Below are 19,953 nucleotides of genomic sequence, written 5' to 3'. Positions count from 1 at the left end.
ATTACGGTGAGTCGTGTGTTAAACCGGCCACTGATTGAGTTTGATGCCGCGTTCTTGCGCATTCTCGCGAAAATCTTCCAGCATCGTGCGGACATCGGGGTCGATGTAGTCGGCATTGTCGTGTTCGACAATCACGACGCTGTTGGCAGGGATCTTGTTAAGCAAGCCTTGCAGACGTGGGTTGTGCACAAACGTCAGGTTCTGCTGGAAGCTCAGGACGAAGTGATCGCCGTAGCGTGTGAGCTGCATCGCGTTTCGGTGGCTTTTATAAATGCTGAAAGCCAACTGAGTCACGATGCCAAGCCCGATGCCTGCCAGCATCCCAAACACGATGATACCGATGACAGTCGCGGCGAAAGGCACGAACTGTTGTAACCCCTGACGCCACAGCAGCAGGAACTGTTGCGGAGAAGCCAGCTTGTAGCCGGTATACAGCAACACGGCAGCCAGACTGGCAAGCGGAATGACGTTGAGCAAATCGGTCATGAACAGGCCGCAAAGCAGCAGCAGTACGCCGTGTAGCAGGATGGAGAACTTGGTACGTGCGCCAGCGTTGACGTTGACGGAGCTGCGTACGATCACGGCAGTAATCGGCAGGCCGCCCAGAAAACCACTCACCATATTTCCGATACCTTGTGCGCGCATCTCTTTATCCGGTGAGGGCGCAGGATGCTGCGGGCGTATTTTCTTCAGCGCTTCCTGACTTAATAACGTTTCCAGACTCGCCACCAACGCCAGTGTCACCGCGACGATATAAACCGCCGGGTTCTTCCATGCCTGCCAGTCAGGGCGGATCATCTCTCCCATCAGCTGTTCCAGATTGCCAAATTCTGGTAGGACAATACGCGGCAGGTTATCGACCATGTCTGAGGAGAGTCGCTCGCCGTAGACGGTAAACAATCCACCAAAGAGAACGGCGACCAGCGGGCCGGGAAGCCAGCTCAATGCGCTGATTTTCTGCACCGGCTTAGTGGTCCAGAGCCAGAGAATCGCCAGCCCGATCAGACAGACAGTCAGCGCGCTGGCGGAGAATCCAGGTTCGGAAGTGTCGAAGAGCGATGTTAAATCGTCCTCGCCGTCCGAGCCGAAGGCGAGCGGGATTTGCTGAATAATCAGCAGGATGCCGATTGCAGACAGCATGCCTTTAATCACGGTGCCGGGGATGAGCGTAATAAAGCGTCCGGCGCGTAACAGGCCCAGAATGCATTGCAGCATCCCTGCGAGCATGATCGCCAATAGCAATGCTGAAAACGATCCCAGGCTGGCGATAGAGCCGGAGACGATAGTGACCAAACCAGCGGCTGGGCCGCTGACGGCATAACGAGACGGACTGAATAGGGTGACGACGATACCGCCGACGACGCCGGTCAACAGACCGACAAAAGGAGGAAGACCACTGGCCTGCGCGATACCGAGGCTCAGCGGCAGGGCAACAAGGAAGACGACGAGCCCCGCAGGGATATCATGTCGGAGTGTACTCAGGTTCATGGGGATGCCTCCTGTTCCTTGGCGTGACGGTGGATGAGTTCTTTCAGATGGCCGCTATGCAAGTCGTAGACGCAGCCGAAAACATCAAGTTCGACGCCATGTCGCCAGGCTTTCTGTACGGGTTCACAGGCGATCAGGTGGGCGAACTGTGCCAGCACGTTGGCTTCTACCAGTTGGTTCTGGCGTGTGCTGTCATCGGCATCACTCTCTTGCGAGGCGGCAATGTGCGGTGAAAGTGCCTGACGTAGCGCCGTGATGCGGCGGGAAAGCGCGGAATTCTCCTGAGCGAGCCCCATGTCAGGCAGGTTTACCGCCGCCTGAACGCCGCCACAGCCGTAGTGACCGCAGAGCACGATGCGGGAAACATGCAGGTATTCGAGGGCATATTGCAGCACACTCATGAAGTTATCGTCGTCAGTGACGACCATATTTGCGATGTTGCGGTGAACAAAAAGCTCGCCGGGCGCAGAGCCCGTTAGCACTTCGGCAGGCACTCGGCTGTCTGAACAACCGATCCAGAGTGAATGAGGCGTCTGGCCCTGCGTGTGCTTTCTGAAATAGTGGGGATGGCGTTGGCGGCGCAGCGTAGCCCAACTGCGGTTTTTGGCTAATAGCGGTTTTAATGTCGTCAAATTAAACTCTCTCTTTTTAGAAAACACAGGGATATTTCCCTCTCAATTGAGAGGGAAGAGGGAACCATTAATTCTTAGCCTCCACTTAATTAAGTTCGGCATAATTTAATTTAGTTCTGGTGTTTTCTAAATTGTGATAATTATTGAGACTTTTCTTATATTGTTATTTGTTTTCAATATAATCCGTTTTCATTTAATCCTTTAAAAACAATAAATTGTTTTTATTTCTCATGATAAGAAAAAGCTATTTTACTTGGGCTGTATTGAGGTGTGGTATTTAATGTTGCATTGATATTGCAGCTTATATCCTTATTGTTGCGTCTTTTTATATAAAGTAATGCGTTATCGACATCCACTTTAATTAGTTAATTAAAGTGACTGAGGTACCAATTATAATTATGTTTGGAAATATAAAATATATTTTACTCAAAATAGCCCAATATAAAGTGTGGAAATAATAGAGGGATAGAGAGGGTGATGAGGATAATACGAATATCTGTTCTTAATAATTACGTGGATCCGGGCGGTATCGCCCGGCTAAGAGAGCAGAAGACGTTTGTCGCGTTTCTTTATGATCTACCTTGGTAACCGCGCTTGCGGTAAAGACTGTTGTAACGTCTGCTGTGGGGCGCTGTCGTCAACCTTGAAGCGGCTAACCAGCGATTCCATTTCTATCGCCTGCTCATCCAGTAGCTGGCTGGCAACGGAAGCTTGAGAAACCAGCGTCGCATTCTGCTGTGTGACCATCTCCAGTTGGCTGAGCGCTTCGTTAATTTGCGCGATACCCAGTGACTGTTCATCGGCGGCGACCGCGATTTCATTCACCAGATCGCGAACTTTACGCGTGCCAGAGACGATATCGCTAATCCCACGGTTCGATTGGTTCACCAGCTTTGTTCCTTCACTGACGCTGGCAATACTGTCGGCGATGAGCGCGCGGATTTTGCCCGCTTCATCAGCACTACGTTGTGATAACTGACGAACTTCCGCCGCAACAACCGAGAACCCACGGCCATGCTGCCCCGCTCGCGCGGCTTCGACCGCTGCGTTCAGCGCCAGCAGGTTAGTCTGAAAGGCAATGGCATCAATGGCTGTCACCACAGCGTTTACGCGCTGGCTGGCGTCCTGAATTCTTTCCATCGCGCCGCTGGCTGATTCGGTAATGGTGCCGACGCGTTGCGCCTGATCGTCCACTTCCGTCGTCAACTGGCGCGCCTGTCCGGCAAAGTCAGCGGTTTGTTTTACCGTGACGGTAATCTCTTCCATGCTGCTGGCGGTTTGCACCAGCGAAGCGGACTGCTCTTCGGTACGCTGCGCCAGATCCTGATTGCCGTTAGCGATCTCGCTGCTGGCACGTCCGATGGTTTGTGAACTGTGCTTAATACTCACCACCATATCGGCGATGTTTTCCAGCGAGGCGTTATACGCCTGATTCAGTTGCGAAAGCTCGTCGGTTCCCGGCACGCGCAGGCGGCGTGTCAGATCCCCGCCCATTTCACGAATGGTTGTCAGGGTTTGCTGAAGCTGCTCGTTGATGCTGCGCATAATCATTGAAGCAAGACCGAGCGCCATGAGCAGAGAAATCAGTGCGCCGGCCAGATAACTAATCCAGGACTGGCGAGCCTCGGCGGCTAAGGTATTCACCTGTGTCGCTAGATCGTTGGCAGCAAGCTGTTCAACCTTTTTCAACTCATCGATTTTCGCCGTTTGCTGGTTAAACCACTGGCTGGCATCAATGCCAAAGTTACCGCCAGGAGAAGCAATGGCTTTATTGCGCATCTGAAGTGCGTTTTGTGCAGACGGATTGTTGAGAGCCTGTTCAAAAGCCTTGCGCAGGTCGGTATTGGCGAACATGCTATAGGCCGTGGTATACGCCTCTCCTTTGCCGACCATCTGGTTCAGGCGCTCAAACATACCGGCAGCAAAGCTATTGGCGGAGAAGGTGTTAGAGAGCACGGCGCGCTCAAGCCCGGCCTGCTCTTTAACGTTCAGCAGGCTGTAATAGGCTGCCAGCCGTTGGGCAATACTGCCATCGCTGACCAGATGGGTCATATCTCCGACAATGTTTAACAGATAATTGACGGAATCGGAATAGTAGCCGAGCGCCTGAGTGACAGAGATAGACAGGCTATCGATGTTGCGACGATACTCGCCAATCTGTTGCATTCTCTGTGCAATTTTACCGATCTCACCGCTCACGTCGTTACCGAGTTCACTGTCGCTGAGATTCGCCGCTGTTTGCTGAAACTGTTGCTGTGCCCGATCGGTGTCCTGCCGTTGTGTGGTGAGTTCTGAGCCAAACTTTTTCCCCTGACTGCCAAAATAACCCGCACTCATACCCCGCTCGCGCTGTAGCTGGTGAGCGAATTCGCCTGCATCGCGCGCCAGCGTGATGAGTTTCGCCATACGGATCATTTCGTTTTCTGTGCCGCGGCGCTCCATAACGCCGGAAAAACTGAACCACAACAGAGCAAGAATAGGAGGGAGAAGGGCCAGAATGAACTTACTACGGATCGAGATGTGATGAAGGGATTTCATAGGTGTGCTCCATAGTCTGCAAGTAGTCCGTTCCTGACATGTGCAGTTTGCAAAAGTAGACAGGGTTTATTTTAGTTTCGGCGATATGAAGCAATGATTTAGCATTGATGATGTGTCATCCATAAAAAAAGTGCGTCTACTCTGGTTGGACTTCTTTCACAAGAAGATTTCACTATTAGGGTATGGTACTACCTCGTTATCTCACTTTTTAATAACTAAATGTAGGTATTTGAATAAAGGACATTCGTATGCGCTGCAAAATAATAGAAGAGATACATAAGAAAAATAGATGAACAGATGGTGGATGTTAATGCAGCGTGGCCCCAGAACATCAGGGCCACGTGAATGTTGAAGATAGCCTATTAGGGCTGACTTGCCATGGAAGGGTAGCTTTCTCCATTACCGTTAGTGGCAACGATCCGGTAGTAGTAACGACCAGATGCCGTGCCAGTACGATCGCTGTAGCTATTTTCCGTTACGGTTGCGATAGCCTGATAAGTACCGTTTTCACTGGTAGAGCGCATGACTTTATAGTGCTCGCTACCGGATGACTGTGTCCAGAATAGCGTGTTTATACCATTGCTATTTTGCGATCCCAGATGCAATGGCGCGTTGGGCACCGCTTTGGTGTCACGGGTGTCATTCAGGTAGAGCACGGCGGTAGAACGTGGATCGACGGTGATGTTACCTGAGAGTGTGCGCTGTGATACCAGATCTTCCGCGTTCTTAAAGCCTACCGGCGTTTTCAACACGTAGCGATTGCTGGCGTTGGCATTGATACCGATCAGATAGTGACCGAATCGCGTAGCATAGAAATCGGCCTTACCCCGGAAAGGTTCATCGTTGGATGCATCCTCCGGTTTAATACCCAGTGGCAGCACTTCCCCCGCATAGGCATTAGTCGGTGGGTTCGGTGGCGTATACGGTGTTTTCTCCGGCATGTCGATGCGGTTAGGCCGTGTATAGCTCGTCGTTGAACGGAAAATTGGGGTCGTTTCCAGTACACCGTACTGATCATAGCTCGGCGTGCTGAAATGGAAACGCGCCAGACCGTTGATACCCGTTCCTGCTTTGGCCTGCCAATAAGTGCTCAGCCACAGACGCTCATTGCCCTTTTTGACCGCCACGATAGCGTTTTCTTCATCCGCCCAGGCAAAATCCGGCTGGTCTGCGCTCATCGGCAGTCGTGCGCCGCTGTCGCTTGCGGTTTTGATCGTCTGGTAATCGGCAAAAACATCCAGCGCTTCAAATGCAGACTCTGCGCCGTCGAGGTTGGCAAAGAACTGATTGTCCTCAAGCATCTGTTTGGCATAGCCAATCAGCGTGGCATCCTTACTGGCAGCGGCGACGCGAAGTCCTTTGGCGCGTTCATTGGTATTTACCGCATCGACGTAAGCAAGGAAACCCGCGAAATTACCGTCGCTTTCGTGCGCACCACGCCAGGCTAACAGGCCAATCGCTTCCATTGCACGGTAGTTGGCACCATTACTGATTTCGATCGCGGGACGACGGAATGGCGCACGCGCTTTGGCCATTTTTATCATCTGCTTGCGAAAATCCTCATTGCCCGTCACGCGATAATATTCGGCGAGGTAGGACTGGACTTCACCGTAGCCTGCCCCGAGATAGCCCCACTCGCGAGTCTGACCTTTGTCGGTAACCTGATAATAACGATCGCCGAACGGCGCCCAGCCACCGTCCCCCGGTCCGTTACGATCATCCCCCGTCCAGGGCAACAGGCCGACGGCTTCTTTGATATAACGCTGAGCCGTGGTTTCAGGGAAAGCGCGCGAATCGCTCAACACCAGCAACCCTTTGTTGGTGAAATAAATATTGGTATTAGCGATGAGTGATTGGTTACTTAAGACCAGACGATTTTTCTGACGGCCAAACTCGCGGCTGGCGAACAGCATATCAGCCCAGGCCACACGGCGTTTTTTAACTCCCGCGTTGCCATAGTTTACTGACTCATCAAGGCGTGAGGCCGTCAACGCATTCCGAAGGTAATAGATAGCCTGGCCTTGAGAGCCAAAATTGCCGCCCCAGTTCTTTGTCGCAATTTTGGTATCGGCGTAGTACTGCGCCGCGTAAGCATCAAGCGTTGCAACGACTTTATCCACCAGACCTGAGTTTTGATAGCTGACTAATTCGGGAACGGACCAGGCGCGTGCCAGATAGCGTAAATCCCCGCCAGACAACGCATCGGTTGTCGAGGGCTTGTTAATAAGCGTCTGGATGCGATTATTCACCGCAGTGCGAAACCGACCGTTTGTGCCAAGGATTTCATCACCCGGCGAAGGGCGGGTCGTTGCGGCGGGCTCACTGCCCTGTTTTTCTCCCGCAACATTGAGGAAGGGATCGACATGCGTGTAGGCACGATAAATACCCCGGCTTGGCTGGTTCATCGCATACTGATAAGGGTTGGCTGATTCTGGGCCTCCAGAGCCAAACGGATAGAGTCGTCCCGTTGAGACAATTTTCAAGGTGACCGACGTACTGCCTTTGGTCATGGAATAAGGTAGCAGTGTGGTGGAGTAGAAAAAGCGCCCCGGCAGCGGCTTGTGCCAGTGGGCGACGCTGAGCGGCGAATAGTCGCCTTCGTGACGGTAACCGATCTGGTACTCGACGCCGTCTTTGATCATATAAAGGTAGAGGCGACCCGTATTAATGTTACCGTCGTCTTCCCCCCACAGTTTGACGGAAACATAATTGCGACGCAGCGGATCGATCTGCATCGTAAATGTCAGGCTACCGCCATCGACACCGGGTTGCTGAAACGGCAGTAATTTACGTGACGATTCGCCCAGTGCTCCCGCAATAGTCTGGCTGTTGTTTGCATTGAGGTCGTGGCCGCTTTCTGACGTTTTATCGCCAAAGGTAATGCTATCAACGAGGCCTGTCGCCTCTACACTTGCTGCTGAGGCTGAGTTTGCTATGGTGCTTACTGCGTTGAAGGCGGTCGCTGAGGCCAACGCCAGAGTGAGCAGTAAGGCTTTCCTTAGTCGTGCTGGTATCATCGTGTAACTCCTTTTCCCGATTACCATCGTCCATATGTGAAGTATCAAATTTTTGTGACAGCTTAAATACTGACCTATCGTGTCGTGATTGTTTGCTGAATTAAACGATGACTTTTGTATGTAATTCGCGCTTTCTCATCAGCATTTTTGTGATTCTATTAGGCGGGTGACTGTGCACCCGCCGTGAAGAGGTAAAGAAGGGATCAGAACCATTGGCCGAAGCGGCGGATATAGGCGCGTTTGACCAGTTGTGCGACGGTGCAGTAGCCAATCAGCGTGGCGGCCAGCCAGGGGAAATATTCCCACGGTAGCGGCTGCAACCCGACCAGCGGCCCCAGTGGAGAGAACGGCAGGTAGATGCCCATCGCCATCACCAGCCCAGTCATCAACATCACCGGCAGCGCCGCAGTGCTTTGAATGAACGGGATTTTTTGGGTACGCAGCATGTGTACGACCAGCGTTTGTGACAACAACCCCTCAACGAACCAGCCTGACTGGAATAACGCCTGATGCTCCACGCTGTTAGCGGCAAACACGAACCACATCAGCGCGTAGGTGGTGATATCAAAAATCGATGACGTCGGTCCGATACACAGCATGAAGCGACCGATATTTTTGGCATCCCATTTACGTGGTTTACGCAGGAATTCCTTATCCATTTTGTCCCACGGCAGCGACAGCTGGGAAATGTCATACATCAGGTTCTGAATCAGCAGATGGATCGCCAGCATCGGTAAGAACGGAATAAAGGCGCTAGCGACCAGCACTGAAAACACGTTGCCGAAGTTGGAACTGGCGGTCATGTTCAGGTATTTGATGATATTACCGAACGTTTCTCGCCCTTTGATGACGCCTTCTTCCAGCACCATCAGGTTCTTTTCCAGCAGAATGATATCGGCCGACTCTTTGGCGATATCCGTGCCGGTATCGACAGAAATCCCGATGTCGGCATCACGCAGGGCGGGGGCATCGTTGATACCGTCGCCTAAAAAGCCGACCGTATGATCATTGCCTTGCAGGGCTTTCAGCACGCGAGATTTTTGTAGCGGCGTCAGCCGGGCAAAAATGGTGCGCTGTTCCACCAGAACGCCGAGCTGTTCATCGCTGAGTGCATCAATAGCATTCCCTTCCAGTACCTCACCCGGTTCCAGCCCGACATCGCGACAGATCTTGCTGGTAATAATCGCGTTGTCGCCCGTCAGAACTTTCACCGTCACACCGTTTTCATGCAGGGCACGAATGGCGGCAGAGGCACTTTCTTTCGGCGGATCGAGAAACGTCAGCAGGCCGCAGATGGTCAGGTCACGTTCATCCTCAGCGCTGAGCGGCAGCGTGCTGCCTACCGGACTCAGTTCACGGGTGCCGATCATCAGCACGCGAAACCCTTGCTGATTGTAGTTTTCTGCCAGCATTTTCAGCGTGTTGCGGCGTTCATCGTCCAGTTCATAGCGCTGCCCGTTTTCATTGACGTGTGTGGCGACAGACAGCATTTCTTCTACTGCGCCTTTGCAAATCAGGCGTTGCTGGTCGTGTTCATCCGCAACGATGATGGACAGGCAACGGCGAATAAAATCAAACGGCAGCTCATCGATTTTGCGGTAGCGGCCCAGCGCGGCAATGGCGGGGTTATGGCGACCAAACTGCATGATGGCCTGATCCATCAGGTTTTTCATGCCGCTCTGATGCGCGCTGTTGAGCCAGGCGAGTTGCAGCACGCTCTCATCGACCTGGCCCTGCGTATTCAGGTGATGCTCGAGGATGATGCGATCCTGCGTTAACGTGCCGGTTTTATCGGTGCATAGCACATCCATCGCACCAAAGTTCTGAATGGCGTTTAGTCGTTTAACCACCACTTTACGCCGCGCCATGGCAATCGCGCCTTTTGCCAGATTGGAGGAGACAATCATCGGCAGCATTTCCGGCGTCAGGCCAACCGCGATCGCCAGCGCAAACAGGCTGGCCTCCATCCAGTCGCCTTTGGTGAAACCGTTAATCAGCAACACGATGGGCACCATCACGATCATAAAGCGGATCAACAGCCAGCTTACGCTGTTCACGCCGCGATCGAAGGCGGTTTGGGAACGGGTGCCGACGATAGATTTTGCCAGCGAGCCAAAGTAGGTATGGCTACCCGTCGCTACGACGATGGCGGTTGCCGTACCGCTGGAAATGTTGGTTCCCATCAGGCAGATATTGGATAACGCCAGCAGATCGCTTTCGCCGACGCAGCCAGTAGGCTGAGAGCCTTTGGCGCTGATATCGCTGAACACGTCATATTTTTCGATCGGCAGCGATTCACCGGTCAGTACCGCCTGACTGACGAACAGATCGCGTGATTCCACCAGCCGGACATCCGCAGGCACCATATCGCCAGCGGAGAGGAACAGCATATCGCCGGGCACCAACTGCTGAAGCGGAATTTCCTGCATGACGGCCGTGGCACTGGCGTGAGGGCGACGCAGTACGGTAGCCGTTGTCCGCACCATGGATTTCAGCGCTTCTGCGGCTTTATTGGTGCGAAACTCCTGCCAGAAGCGCAGCAGGCCGCTCAGGCTCACCATTACCAGAATGATGATCACACCGGTGAGTGACGTCTCTTCGTTATGGCGCAGCGGTAGCCAGTAATCGGTGAAAAAGCTGATAGCGGCCAGCGCTGTCAGTACGTAAATAAACGGGTTATTAAAGGCGGCAGCCAACTGCACCAGCGCGTGCGGCGCTTTCTCATGGGCGACGCGGTTTTCGCCATAGGTCTGCTGACGTTCAATAACGTCATCATGGCTTAAACCATGCAGATGGGTATTCAGGTTAGCCAGCGTTTGATCGAGGCTGTTTTGTGCCTCGCGGGCAATCGCAAAGGTGGCCGTGGGGGTTTTACGGGCGCGGCGATACCCCGTTTGCGTGATCATATCGGTCATGATACTGCTCTCTTAATGTAGCCTGTCCGCCACGCACGGGCGCGCATCCCGGATAAAGGGACGTAAAGCGGAGAAAAATAAAGGTATTAAGGGAGGTAAACGGCGCAGGCAGAGAGAACAGAGAGGTCGGGGAAGAAGACGGTCCTTATTCTAACGGATGCGGTTTACCGGGCCATCTAGGGTGCTCGTCCATGTTGTCTCCTTATCGCCGTGCGGCGAGATATTAAATAGACCGCATCGTCGGCTGACGAAACAGGGTCATAGAATTGAGTATTAGAAACAGAACTCATAGTGTAGTGGTGCAACAATAACCTTGTTTGCCTAAACCGCACGTCAACGTTTGTTCATGAGTCAGATTGAATGTGCTTGTCGTCTGTCAGCAGGCGCTGCTACGGCGTATAGCACTGCCGTGGGTGAGGCGCTCGGAAGGGATGGGATCAGAAGCCGTAGCGATCGGAAAAATGTACTGCCCCGCTGGGTAGCCAACGGGGCAGATGAGAATTAATGAATTCTCAGTAAGTGGTCCTGATTGACTTTGAAGAAACGAACCGCATCGCGCAGTTGCTCCCCCTGTTCCGTCATCGCATGGGCTGCCGTGGCGGATTCTTCAACCAGCGCTGCGTTCTGCTGGGTAACCCGATCCATTTGTTCTACTGCCACGCTAATCTCTTTGATGCCGATGTGCTGTTCGTTGGAAGCTTGAGAAATTTCCGCCACGATATCGGTGACCTTTTTCACCGATTGCACAATTTCCGACATCGCCTGGCTGGCTTTGTCTGCCCGCGCGGAGCCGTCGGTAATCTTCTCAACGGTGCCTTCGATCAGCGTTTTGATCTCCTTGGCGGCGTTGGCGCTCTTCTGTGCCAGCGTCCGTACTTCGCCTGCCACGACGGCAAAGCCTTTCCCTTCGCTACCCGCTCTGGCCGCTTCTACTGCCGCGTTCAGTGCAAGGATATTGGTCTGGAAGGCAATCCCTTCGATCACGGCGATAATGTCGACGATCTTCTGCGAGCTATCGGAAATCTCATGCATCCGCTTGAGCATGTCGTCCACGATAAGCCCACCCTGAGAGGCCGTTTCCGAGGTTTGCTGTGCCAGTTGGCTGGCTTCTTTGGCGTTATCCGCATTCTGGCGCACGGTGTGCGTCAGTTGCTGCATATTGGCCGATGCCTGAATCAGCGAAGCTGCCTGCTCTTCGGTACGCTGCGACAGGTCGCTGTTGCCCTGAGCAATCTCACTGGATGCTAGCGTGATGGATTCGCTGCCGTTCATGATGGTGTGTACGGTGTTCACCAACTGCCGATTCATGTGGTTGATGGACGCCAGCAGGCTGCTGTTATCCCCCTGACGTAGCTTGATCTCTGTTGTGAGATTACCGGAAGCAATCTCGGTCATGATTTCCTGAGCGTAATGCGGGTCGCCGCCGAGCTGGCGTGAAATATTACGTGAGATAATGGTGGCGATAACGGCTGTCGTCAGCAGAGCGAGTAGCAACAGTCCCCATACATAGTATTGTGACGTCCGATACGTCGAATTGGCACCGTCGACGATATTTTTTGCCGTCGCCACTTCCATTTCGACCAGCTTCGCCAGATCTTTCATTAGCTGGCTACGATATTTGGAGGAATTTGCGCCGCTGATTCTACTCGCTTCCGCCAGATCGCCCCGGTTAACGGTATCAATCAGCGTGGCATTGACGGAGTTAAAACCAGAGAAATTATCGCCAATCACCTTAATCAGCGCTTTTTTATCCTCGCTGTTGGCAACGGTTTGGTAATTCTTAAACGCGGCAAGGAAAGCATCGGCGTTTTGCAGTAATTCTTTGCGGTGGCCTTCGCGCTCCTCGGGGGTTTTGGAGTCGATATACTGTATTTGCTGCAAACGTGTTTCAGACAATACGCCGCGCATTTCCAGACTATATCGCACGCCGGGCAGGCTGCTGCTGCTTAATTCATCAATACGACTATTATTAACGCTAAGCTGGAGTAGTGAAACCACCCCTAATAGCAACATCATGGCTATCAGGACGGAAAATCCGAGTAATAACTTGGAGAACACTGTGAGTTGAGAGAATTTCATCGCGGTTCTTATTGATTATTAGAGAGAAGGTAATAGTGATAACGGCAAATAAAATAAGATCTTTATAATGTGTAATTCGATAAAGAGAGTAGGGGGTATAAACGGAATTTAATAATAACTGTATGCATTTTGGCGATACTAAATTTCGATTATTTTTGTTTTTGTGTGGATTTGTTTTAGATGGAAAGGGTGGTTGTTAAACATTGTTTTAATAAAAATTTTTATTTTTAATACAAGAAGTGGACTATTCACAAATAAGAGAAATAAAATGTGATAGCCATCAATAATTGTTAATTATTTATACCCGTCATACTTCAAGTTGCATGTGCGTTGGCTGCGTTCAGTCACCCGAATCACTTACTCAAGTAAGCTCATCGGGATTCCTTCGCTTGCCGCCTTCCTGAAACTCGAATTATTTAGGGTATGTGACTTAAAAATAATGATAATAAGTAACAGGATTCATTAGTTAAATGACAAATTATTTCTTTTTATTTCTTCAACCATAATGACACAGCGGTAATGTCGTTACCGCTGCACGATGATGTCTAGTATGCGTTAGTCCAGATAGAACACGGGTTCCAGCGCTTCACTGACCGGGCTGTTATCGGGATTGGAAGGCATTACGTCGCTCATGTATTTCCACCAGCGCTGGCAGACTTCCGTTTGCGCAATCGCTTCCCAGCGCGCTTCGGATTCGACTTCCACATAGCCAAATAGCAGATTGCGCTGTTTATCCAGAAAGATACTGTAGTGGTGCGCGCCGTGATTTTTCAGCACTTCGGCCAGTTCCGGCCAGATAGGATTGTGGCGACGCTGGTAGTCGTCGTGGCAGTCAGGAAAAACCGACATCACAAAAGCCTTACGCAACATGGATGAATCCCCCGTAATCGTTGGCTGCCCGCCACGACGCGGATGCCGTGGCGGGTTGAGGCTGAAGGAAAGCGATACGTTAGACGAACTACACGCGTAGTGCGGCTTCCATAGGGGTGACGCCGAAACGTTTACCCAGTGCGATCAGCTCTTCGGTCGAGATCGTCTGCTTCTTACCGCCCATCGATCTCACTTTCACCATCACTTCGGCGGATTTTTCCGCGGTATCGATCAGGCCGAAGGCGTCGTCCAGCGTCGGACCGGTGCCGAAGATACCGTGGAAAGGCCACAGCACCAGCGAATGACGCTGCATTTGTTCGGAGGTGGCATCGCCAATGGCGTCGGTACCCGGCACCATCCACGGCACAATTCCCACGCCGTCCGGGAAGACCACCAGACACTCTGTGCTGCCTTCCCACAGTTCACGGGTGAATTTAGCGGTATCCAGCTCCAGCACATAGCTCAGGGCGATCAGATTGGTCGCGTGGCAGTGCATGATGACGCGATCGTGCCCGTGGGTCACACCCATACGCACAATGTGCGACTGGAAATGCGAAGCCAGTTCAGAGGTCGGCAGACCGCCGTTGGTGAGGCCCCAGAAAATACGATAGCCTTTGCCATCGCTATCAACCTGCAACACCACCAGCGAATCGGCTGGATCCAACTGAACGTTGCGGAAAAATTTGCCGGAGCCGGTGACGATAAACCAGCAGTCTGCCAGTGCCGGCATCGGCTGTGATAGCGCCTCATGGCGCGGCTGCGGATAGAAATCGCTTTCATAAGGCGTCACATCCTCAGCCGTCAGGCGCAGGCTGACGTTACCGCCGTTACGTTCGTCCCAGCCTTTGAGCCACATGTCGCTGGTGGCTTTAATCATTCCCTGTACAAACCAGGAAGAGAGAATTGCTTGCATATTCTTACCCTTGACGTTGAGTGAGGATGGTTTCTTCATACTGACGCACCTGTTGCAGCCATTCGCTGCCTGGGATGACGTCATGACGCTGGCAGTAGTGCTCCCACACGGCCTGCCACGGTAGCGATTTTTGCTCTTCCAGCAGAGCCAGACGCGCGGTGTAATCGCCGTTTTGTTCCAGCTTGCGCAGCGTTTCTGTGGGTTCCAGCAGCGCGCGCAGCAGAGCTTTCTTCATATTGCGCGTGCCAATAACCCAGGCGGCAATGCGGTTGATCGAGGCATCAAAGAAGTCGAGCCCGATATGCACGCGATTAAGCAGCTTATGGCGTACGATTTCGTGTGCGATGGCCTGCGTTTCGTCATCCAGCAGCACCACATGGTCGCTGTCCCAGCGTACCGGACGGCTGACGTGCAGCAGCAGACGCGGTACGTACAGAATGGCACTGGAGATTTTGTCGGAAATGACTTCGGTCGGGTGGAAGTGTCCGGCATCCAGACAGAGTGCGGTGCCGCGGCTGGCTGCATAGCCGAGGTAGAATTCGTTGGAGCCGACGGTAAAACTTTCCGCGCCGATTCCGAACAGCTTACTTTCTACGGCGTCAATATGGTGCGCCTGATCGAGCGGCTCGGCGATGATCTCATCCAGCGCGCTGAGCAGCCGCTGACGGAATGCCAGACGATCGATGGTCAAGTCTTTCATGCCGTCCGGCACCCAGATGTTCATCACCGACGGCGTGCCGAGTTCGCGACCGAAGTAGGCGGAAATCCGGCGGCTGGCCTGACAGTGCTCAATCCAGAAGCGGCGTACTTTTTCGTCCGGGTGTGACAGGGTGAAGCCGTCCGCGCTCAGCGAGTGAGAGAAGCAGGTCGGGTTAAAATCCAGCCCGAGCTGGTGGCGTTTGGCCCACTCAACCCAGGTGCGGAAGTGCTCGGGGGCAATTTCATTACGGGCGACGGGCTGTGCGGATTCCAGATAGATGGCGTGCAGGTTCAGCCGTTTGGGGCCGGGAATGAGCGCAAAGGCCTGTTCCAGATCGGCACGCAGTTCATCCGGCGTGCTCGCTTTGCCGGGGTAGTTGCCAGTAGCCTGAATGCCGCCGGTCAGTGGCCCGCCGGTGTTCTCAAATCCGGCCACATCGTCACCCTGCCAGCAGTGCATTGACACCGGAATCTGATCGAGCTGTTCCAGCGCGGCCTCTACGTCAATATTCAGGCTGGCGTAACGCGCTTTTGCCAACTGCCAGGCGGTTTCAATTGGTGTGCTCATTGCGTGGTCTCCTTTTTGCCCTTCGGGGCGGTTTCTGGCTGGCTGAGCGCCTGAAAACGACGCCAGTGCCCGGCAAAATCACTCTCCGCACGCGGGGTATAGCGATGCAAAGGGAAGTTATGAGTCAGCATGTGCCGGAATGCGGCAAGGTCGGCGACGGCGCCCAGCGCCATCAACTGGCAGCCGATATTGCCAAGCGTCGAAGCTTCGACCGGCCCGGCTAGAACTGGAATTTGGCACACATCGGCGCACAGCTGGTTCAGGAAAGCGTTCTGGCTGCCGCCGCCGACAATGTGCAACTGGCGGATCGGTGCGTGGCGCAGTTCGCCCAGTTCCAGAACTACCTGTCTATAGAGCAGCGCGAGGCTGTCAAAGATGCAGCGTGCCAGCTCGGCATCGCTGTGGGGCACCGGCTGGCCGTGCTCACGGCAATAGTCGCGGATCGCCTGATGCATGGATGGCGGATTGATAAAGCGATCGTCATTAGGGTTAATCAGGCTGGTGAAAGCGGGCAGGGCGGCGGCGGCCTCAATCAGCGCGCCTAAGTCCTTGATGTCACGCTCCTGACAAACCCGCTGTAGCAGCCACAGTCCCATGATGTTTTTCAGCACCCGATAGGTGCCGTCTACGCCGCCTTCGTTGGTGATATTGGCAGCTAGCGCCTGCGGGCTGTTAAATGGCGTGTCGCTTTCGATACCCATCAGCGACCAGGTGCCGGAGCTGAGATAGGCGCTGTCGCGACTCTGTAACGGCGCGCCAACCACTGCGCTGGCGGTATCGTGCGTGGCGACGGCGGTGACGGGAATCTGCCGTCCGCTCGGCGCAGCCCAGTTCCCTACAGCGTGCCCCGGCTGTACCGGCTCGCTCAACCAGCGACGTGGTACACCCAGATAGTCCAGTAGTTCGCTGTCCCAGGTTTTCTTTTCGAGGCTAAGCAGTTGGGTCGTGCTGGCGTTGGTGTATTCGCAGACCAGACTTCCCGTGAGGCGATAGTGAAAATAGTCGGGAATCATCAGCAGGTGTGCCACCTGATGCAGATCGTCAGATGGCGCATCGCACAGCGCTTTAAGCTGGTACAGCGTATTAAATGGCAGGAATTGAATGCCGGTACGCTGATAGATAGCTTCACGTCCCAGTTCGGTGGTGACGGTAGCCATCACGCCGTCGGTGCGGTGGTCGCGATAGGAATACGGCAGGCCGACACGCTGTCCGTCCTGATCGAGTAGCACGTAATCGACGCCCCAACTGTCGATCCCGATGCTATCGGGAACGATACCCATGGCATCGATTTGGTGTAACCCGGTGAGGATATCGCGTTCCAGCGCGGCGAGATCCCACTGGTGATGATTGTCCTGAAACACCAGCGTATTGCTGAAACGGTGAATTTCTTTCAGCGTCAGATGCTGCGTTGCGGTGTGCAAGGTTGCCAGCATGACCCGACCACTGGATGCACCTAAATCCACCGCCACGATATTCTTCACCGCCATAGCCGCACTCCTTATTGTTGGATGTGTTGCAGTGTAAAGAGCGGTAACGGCAGCCACCTTCCTATGAGTGCCATCAACAACAGGCGGCTGGCAAAATGACAAAGCTGACCGTGAAAGGGCTCACAATCTGGGAAATTATTCGGGAAATAACCACGAAAAAATCAGGGAAAAGACGGTGTGATCCTTACCACACTTCAACCAATTGGGCGGTGCGATCTTAAAAAAAGAGCAGCCAGACGGCATGCAGGTGACGGTAATTTAAGGTCGGTTCTGTGGCTTCTGGCTACCCTTTTTCAAAGGCCGCATTTTTGCCAGAGGCCGAATGGAGAACTGAAATGACGTTACTTCGTGGTGATGATTTTTTTACTTCGCGTGCCGTAACGGTGGCGGTAGAACCGCGTACTCCGCAAACGGCTTTTCCTGAGCACTACCATGATTTCTGGGAGATTGTGCTGGTGGAGCAGGGCGCAGGCGTCCATGTGTTTAACGATCAGCCTTATGCACTGTGCAGCGGTTCGGTGTTCTTTGTTCGTGATAACGATCGGCATCTGTTTGAAGACGTGGAAGGGCTGTGTCTGACTAACATGCTGTATCGCTCGCCGCGCGGGTTCCGCTTCCTTTCCGATATCGCCGCATTCTTGCCGTATGGCCCGAACGGCGAGTGGCAGGGGCAGTGGCAGGTCAATGCTACGGGGATGCAGCAGTTGAAGCAGTCGTTGAACAGTCTGGCAGAGCTGGCGCAGAGCGATGCGCCGGAAGCGATTGCCGCCAGTGAAAGCCTGTTTCTGCACATTCTGGTGCAGTTGCGTCAACAGTGCTTCCAGACGCAGAGTAGTGGTTCCGAGCGTCAGGGAGTACAGGCATTGCTGGGTTGGTTGCAAAACAACTACAGCGAAGAGGTGAACTGGGGCAGTCTGGCCGATCGATTCTCGCTGCCGCTGCGCACACTTCATCGTCAGCTCAAACAACACACCGGTATGACGCCACAACGCTATCTGAATCGGTTAAGATTACTGGAGGCACGTCGGCGGTTGCAGCAGAGTGATGATTCCATCACCACCATTGCGCACGCCTGTGGATTTAGCGACAGCAATCACTTCTCGACGCAATTCCGCAAGGCATTCTCGCAGGCGCCTAAGTCACTACGCCATCAGGCGTTTTCTCGTGAAGAGTAGCTAACAGCAACTGCGGGTGAGGAAATGGCGACAGCAGTACGGGGTTTAAAATTACAGACTGAAGACTATTTCCTCACCGACAAGAATGTCGTGATGGTTGCCGAACGCCACCCGCAGCCGGTGTTTCCGCTGCATCATCATGATTTTGACGAACTGGTGATTGTCTGGCGCGGGAATGGCCTGCACCTCTGGAACGATGTACCTTACCGCATTACCCGCGGCGATATGTTTTATGTTTCTGCTAACGATCGTCACAGCTATGAATCTGTCCACGGTCTAGAACTGGACAATATCCTCTATATTCGCAACCGCCTGACGCTCTCGGCTGACTGGCAGAGGTTGCTGCCGGGCGGGGAACATCCACAAAGCCAGCGGCACTGGTGTCTAGGCTCCGAAGGTATGGATACCCTTCGTGAGAAGGTGGATGCGTTGAGGCAGGAGTGTATGAAATCCGATGCGCTGTCGCTGCAACTGAGTGAAGCGCTGCTGTTGCAGATTGCGCTGCTGGCGGCGCGCTATCGTCACACGCCGGATAATCCGCAGCTCGCCGATGCGCACCAGCTAGATATGTTGATGAATGCGCTGCGTGCCAGTATTGCGGCACCGTTCCGCTTTGAAGCCTTCTGCGAACAGCACCACTTCAGCGCGCGCAGTTTGCGTTCGCGCTTTAAAGAACAAACGGGCATGAGTGTGCCGCACTACCTGCGCCAGCTGCGGCTATGCAAGGCGATGGAACTGCTGCGTTATGATCTGCAAACCATCGGTGACATTGCCGCGCTGTGCGGGTTTGAAGACAGCAACTACTTCTCTGTGGTGTTCCATCAGGCGTTCGGCATCTCGCCCAGCGCCTACCGCCAGCGCTTCCTGAATGTGGAGTGACACCTGCATCATTCAGAGTTAATGTCATTGGTGACACCAGTGATATTAACCGGAGCACATCATGGCCGACACGACACGCCAAACCACGACGCTGCGCATCGTTCAGGATATTAAAGAACGACTGAAAACGTTGGCCGATGACCGCCATAGCTCAGCCCATGCGTTGATGCTGGAAGCGATTGCCGAATACGTGGAGCGTGAAGAAAAACGCAGTCAGTATCGTAAAGAGACGCTGGTCGCGTGGGAGGAATACCAGAACACCGGCGAACACATCACCGCAGATGAGACCGTCACCTGGTTAGAATCCTGGGGTTCTGGGCATGAACAGGATGCGCCTGCATGCCACAAATGATTGTTTCAGAAAGCGCGAGGCGTGGTTTACAGCGTTTGCAGGATTTTCTAAAAAACAAAAATGCGCTGGCTGCGAAAAAGGCCGCTGAAGTTTTGATTCGGGGCATTCGTCAGTTAGCAGCGCTGCCGAATATCGGGCGACCCGTTGAACACCTCCCCCTTGAATATCAGGAGCTGGTGATCGAATTCGGCAGCAGCGGGTACGTGATGCTTTACCGTCATGATGAACTGACTGACAGAGCGGTGATACTGACCGTCAAGCATCAAAAAGAAGCCGGTTACCAAAACCTTTAATACTGTCCTCTAAGATTGTTCATTCGCCAAATTCAGCGTATCACTACG

General features: G+C 53.4%; 14 protein-coding genes. 4 read left to right on the top strand and 10 right to left on the bottom strand.

The genetic code is table 11. The features are described from left to right. Positions 1–18: 18 nt before the first annotated feature. The 10 genes from AB8809_RS20925 to rhaB all read right to left on the bottom strand — a co-directional run bounded on the left by AB8809_RS20925 (position 19) and on the right by rhaB (position 17,206). A complete protein-coding gene (locus AB8809_RS20925) occupies positions 19–1,488 on the bottom strand; it encodes a SulP family inorganic anion transporter (protein ID WP_349856509.1) in 1,470 nt (489 codons plus the stop codon). Beyond that, positions 1,485–2,120 carry a carbonic anhydrase gene (locus tag AB8809_RS20920; protein ID WP_349856508.1) on the bottom strand — a complete coding sequence of 212 codons (636 nt, stop codon included), beginning with the start codon at positions 2,118–2,120 and terminating at the stop codon, positions 1,485–1,487. Before AB8809_RS20920 ends, AB8809_RS20925 begins: the two co-directional genes overlap by 4 nt. Positions 2,121–2,696: 576 nt before the next feature. Next, positions 2,697–4,658 (bottom strand): nitrate- and nitrite sensing domain-containing protein, encoded by a 1,962-nt coding sequence (locus tag AB8809_RS20915; protein WP_349856507.1) that lies wholly within the window; start codon positions 4,656–4,658, stop codon positions 2,697–2,699. Positions 4,659–5,020: 362 nt separating this feature from the next. Next, entirely contained in the window at positions 5,021–7,675 is a 2,655-nt protein-coding gene (locus AB8809_RS20910; RefSeq protein WP_349856506.1) for a fibronectin type III domain-containing protein, read from the bottom strand. Between the two features lie 203 nt (positions 7,676–7,878). After that, positions 7,879–10,590 carry a magnesium-translocating P-type ATPase gene (gene mgtA, locus AB8809_RS20905; protein WP_349856505.1) on the bottom strand — a complete coding sequence of 904 codons (2,712 nt, stop codon included), beginning with the start codon at positions 10,588–10,590 and terminating at the stop codon, positions 7,879–7,881. A gap of 501 nt (positions 10,591–11,091) precedes the next feature. After that, a complete protein-coding gene (locus tag AB8809_RS20900) occupies positions 11,092–12,669 on the bottom strand; it encodes a methyl-accepting chemotaxis protein (protein ID WP_180778900.1) in 1,578 nt (525 codons plus the stop codon). A 555-nt stretch (positions 12,670–13,224) separates the two neighbouring features. Beyond that, a complete protein-coding gene (gene rhaM / locus AB8809_RS20895) occupies positions 13,225–13,539 on the bottom strand; it encodes an L-rhamnose mutarotase (RefSeq protein ID WP_012773129.1) in 315 nt (104 codons plus the stop codon). A gap of 88 nt (positions 13,540–13,627) precedes the next feature. Continuing rightward, positions 13,628–14,452 (bottom strand): rhamnulose-1-phosphate aldolase, encoded by an 825-nt coding sequence (gene rhaD / locus AB8809_RS20890; protein WP_181830003.1) that lies wholly within the window; start codon positions 14,450–14,452, stop codon positions 13,628–13,630. Between the two features lie 4 nt (positions 14,453–14,456). Then, positions 14,457–15,719 carry an L-rhamnose isomerase gene (locus AB8809_RS20885; protein WP_349856504.1) on the bottom strand — a complete coding sequence of 421 codons (1,263 nt, stop codon included), beginning with the start codon at positions 15,717–15,719 and terminating at the stop codon, positions 14,457–14,459. Further along, positions 15,716–17,206 (bottom strand): rhamnulokinase, encoded by a 1,491-nt coding sequence (gene rhaB, locus AB8809_RS20880; RefSeq protein ID WP_349856503.1) that lies wholly within the window; start codon positions 17,204–17,206, stop codon positions 15,716–15,718. Before rhaB ends, AB8809_RS20885 begins: the two co-directional genes overlap by 4 nt. A gap of 335 nt (positions 17,207–17,541) precedes the next feature. Here rhaB and rhaS point away from each other — a divergent pair, with 335 nt between their 5' ends. The 4 genes from rhaS (at position 17,542) to AB8809_RS20860 (ending at position 19,905) form a co-directional block, all read left to right on the top strand. Beyond that, positions 17,542–18,381: an HTH-type transcriptional activator RhaS gene (gene rhaS, locus AB8809_RS20875; protein WP_194431515.1), complete on the top strand. Its 840-nt coding sequence runs from the start codon at positions 17,542–17,544 to the stop codon at positions 18,379–18,381. Between the two features lie 24 nt (positions 18,382–18,405). Further along, positions 18,406–19,260, top strand: coding sequence for a helix-turn-helix domain-containing protein (locus tag AB8809_RS20870; protein WP_300997161.1), 855 nt, complete (start codon positions 18,406–18,408; stop codon positions 19,258–19,260). Between the two features lie 61 nt (positions 19,261–19,321). Beyond that, positions 19,322–19,612: a ribbon-helix-helix protein, CopG family gene (locus AB8809_RS20865; RefSeq protein ID WP_349856502.1), complete on the top strand. Its 291-nt coding sequence runs from the start codon at positions 19,322–19,324 to the stop codon at positions 19,610–19,612. Next, on the top strand, positions 19,600–19,905 hold the full coding sequence (locus tag AB8809_RS20860) for a type II toxin-antitoxin system RelE/ParE family toxin (RefSeq protein WP_349856501.1): 306 nt from the start codon (positions 19,600–19,602) through the stop codon (positions 19,903–19,905). Before AB8809_RS20865 ends, AB8809_RS20860 begins: the two co-directional genes overlap by 13 nt. Positions 19,906–19,953: the final 48 nt, after the last annotated feature.

This window comes from Pectobacterium aroidearum, from assembly GCF_041228105.1.
In the GTDB taxonomy this organism is placed as follows: Bacteria; Pseudomonadota; Gammaproteobacteria; order Enterobacterales; family Enterobacteriaceae; genus Pectobacterium; species Pectobacterium aroidearum.
The sequence above is the reverse complement of the archived record's forward strand: the minus strand, read 5'-3'. Positions and strand labels throughout refer to the sequence as shown.

What these genes read in the sequence shown, in the direction of transcription:
- rhaB (WP_349856503.1), bottom strand. Translation starts at nt 17,206, where the DNA reads ATGGCGGTGAAGAATATCGTGGCGGTGGATTTAGGTGCATCCAGTGGT.
- AB8809_RS20870 (WP_300997161.1), top strand. Translation starts at nt 18,406, where the DNA reads ATGGCGACAGCAGTACGGGGTTTAAAATTACAGACTGAAGACTATTTC.
- AB8809_RS20885 (WP_349856504.1), bottom strand. Translation starts at nt 15,719, where the DNA reads ATGAGCACACCAATTGAAACCGCCTGGCAGTTGGCAAAAGCGCGTTAC.
- rhaD (WP_181830003.1), bottom strand. Translation starts at nt 14,452, where the DNA reads ATGCAAGCAATTCTCTCTTCCTGGTTTGTACAGGGAATGATTAAAGCC.
- rhaM (WP_012773129.1), bottom strand. Translation starts at nt 13,539, where the DNA reads ATGTTGCGTAAGGCTTTTGTGATGTCGGTTTTTCCTGACTGCCACGAC.
- rhaS (WP_194431515.1), top strand. Translation starts at nt 17,542, where the DNA reads ATGACGTTACTTCGTGGTGATGATTTTTTTACTTCGCGTGCCGTAACG.
- AB8809_RS20910 (WP_349856506.1), bottom strand. Translation starts at nt 7,675, where the DNA reads ATGATACCAGCACGACTAAGGAAAGCCTTACTGCTCACTCTGGCGTTG.
- AB8809_RS20865 (WP_349856502.1), top strand. Translation starts at nt 19,322, where the DNA reads ATGGCCGACACGACACGCCAAACCACGACGCTGCGCATCGTTCAGGAT.
- mgtA (WP_349856505.1), bottom strand. Translation starts at nt 10,590, where the DNA reads ATGACCGATATGATCACGCAAACGGGGTATCGCCGCGCCCGTAAAACC.
- AB8809_RS20915 (WP_349856507.1), bottom strand. Translation starts at nt 4,658, where the DNA reads ATGAAATCCCTTCATCACATCTCGATCCGTAGTAAGTTCATTCTGGCC.
- AB8809_RS20900 (WP_180778900.1), bottom strand. Translation starts at nt 12,669, where the DNA reads ATGAAATTCTCTCAACTCACAGTGTTCTCCAAGTTATTACTCGGATTT.
- AB8809_RS20860 (WP_349856501.1), top strand. Translation starts at nt 19,600, where the DNA reads ATGCCACAAATGATTGTTTCAGAAAGCGCGAGGCGTGGTTTACAGCGT.
- AB8809_RS20925 (WP_349856509.1), bottom strand. Translation starts at nt 1,488, where the DNA reads ATGAACCTGAGTACACTCCGACATGATATCCCTGCGGGGCTCGTCGTC.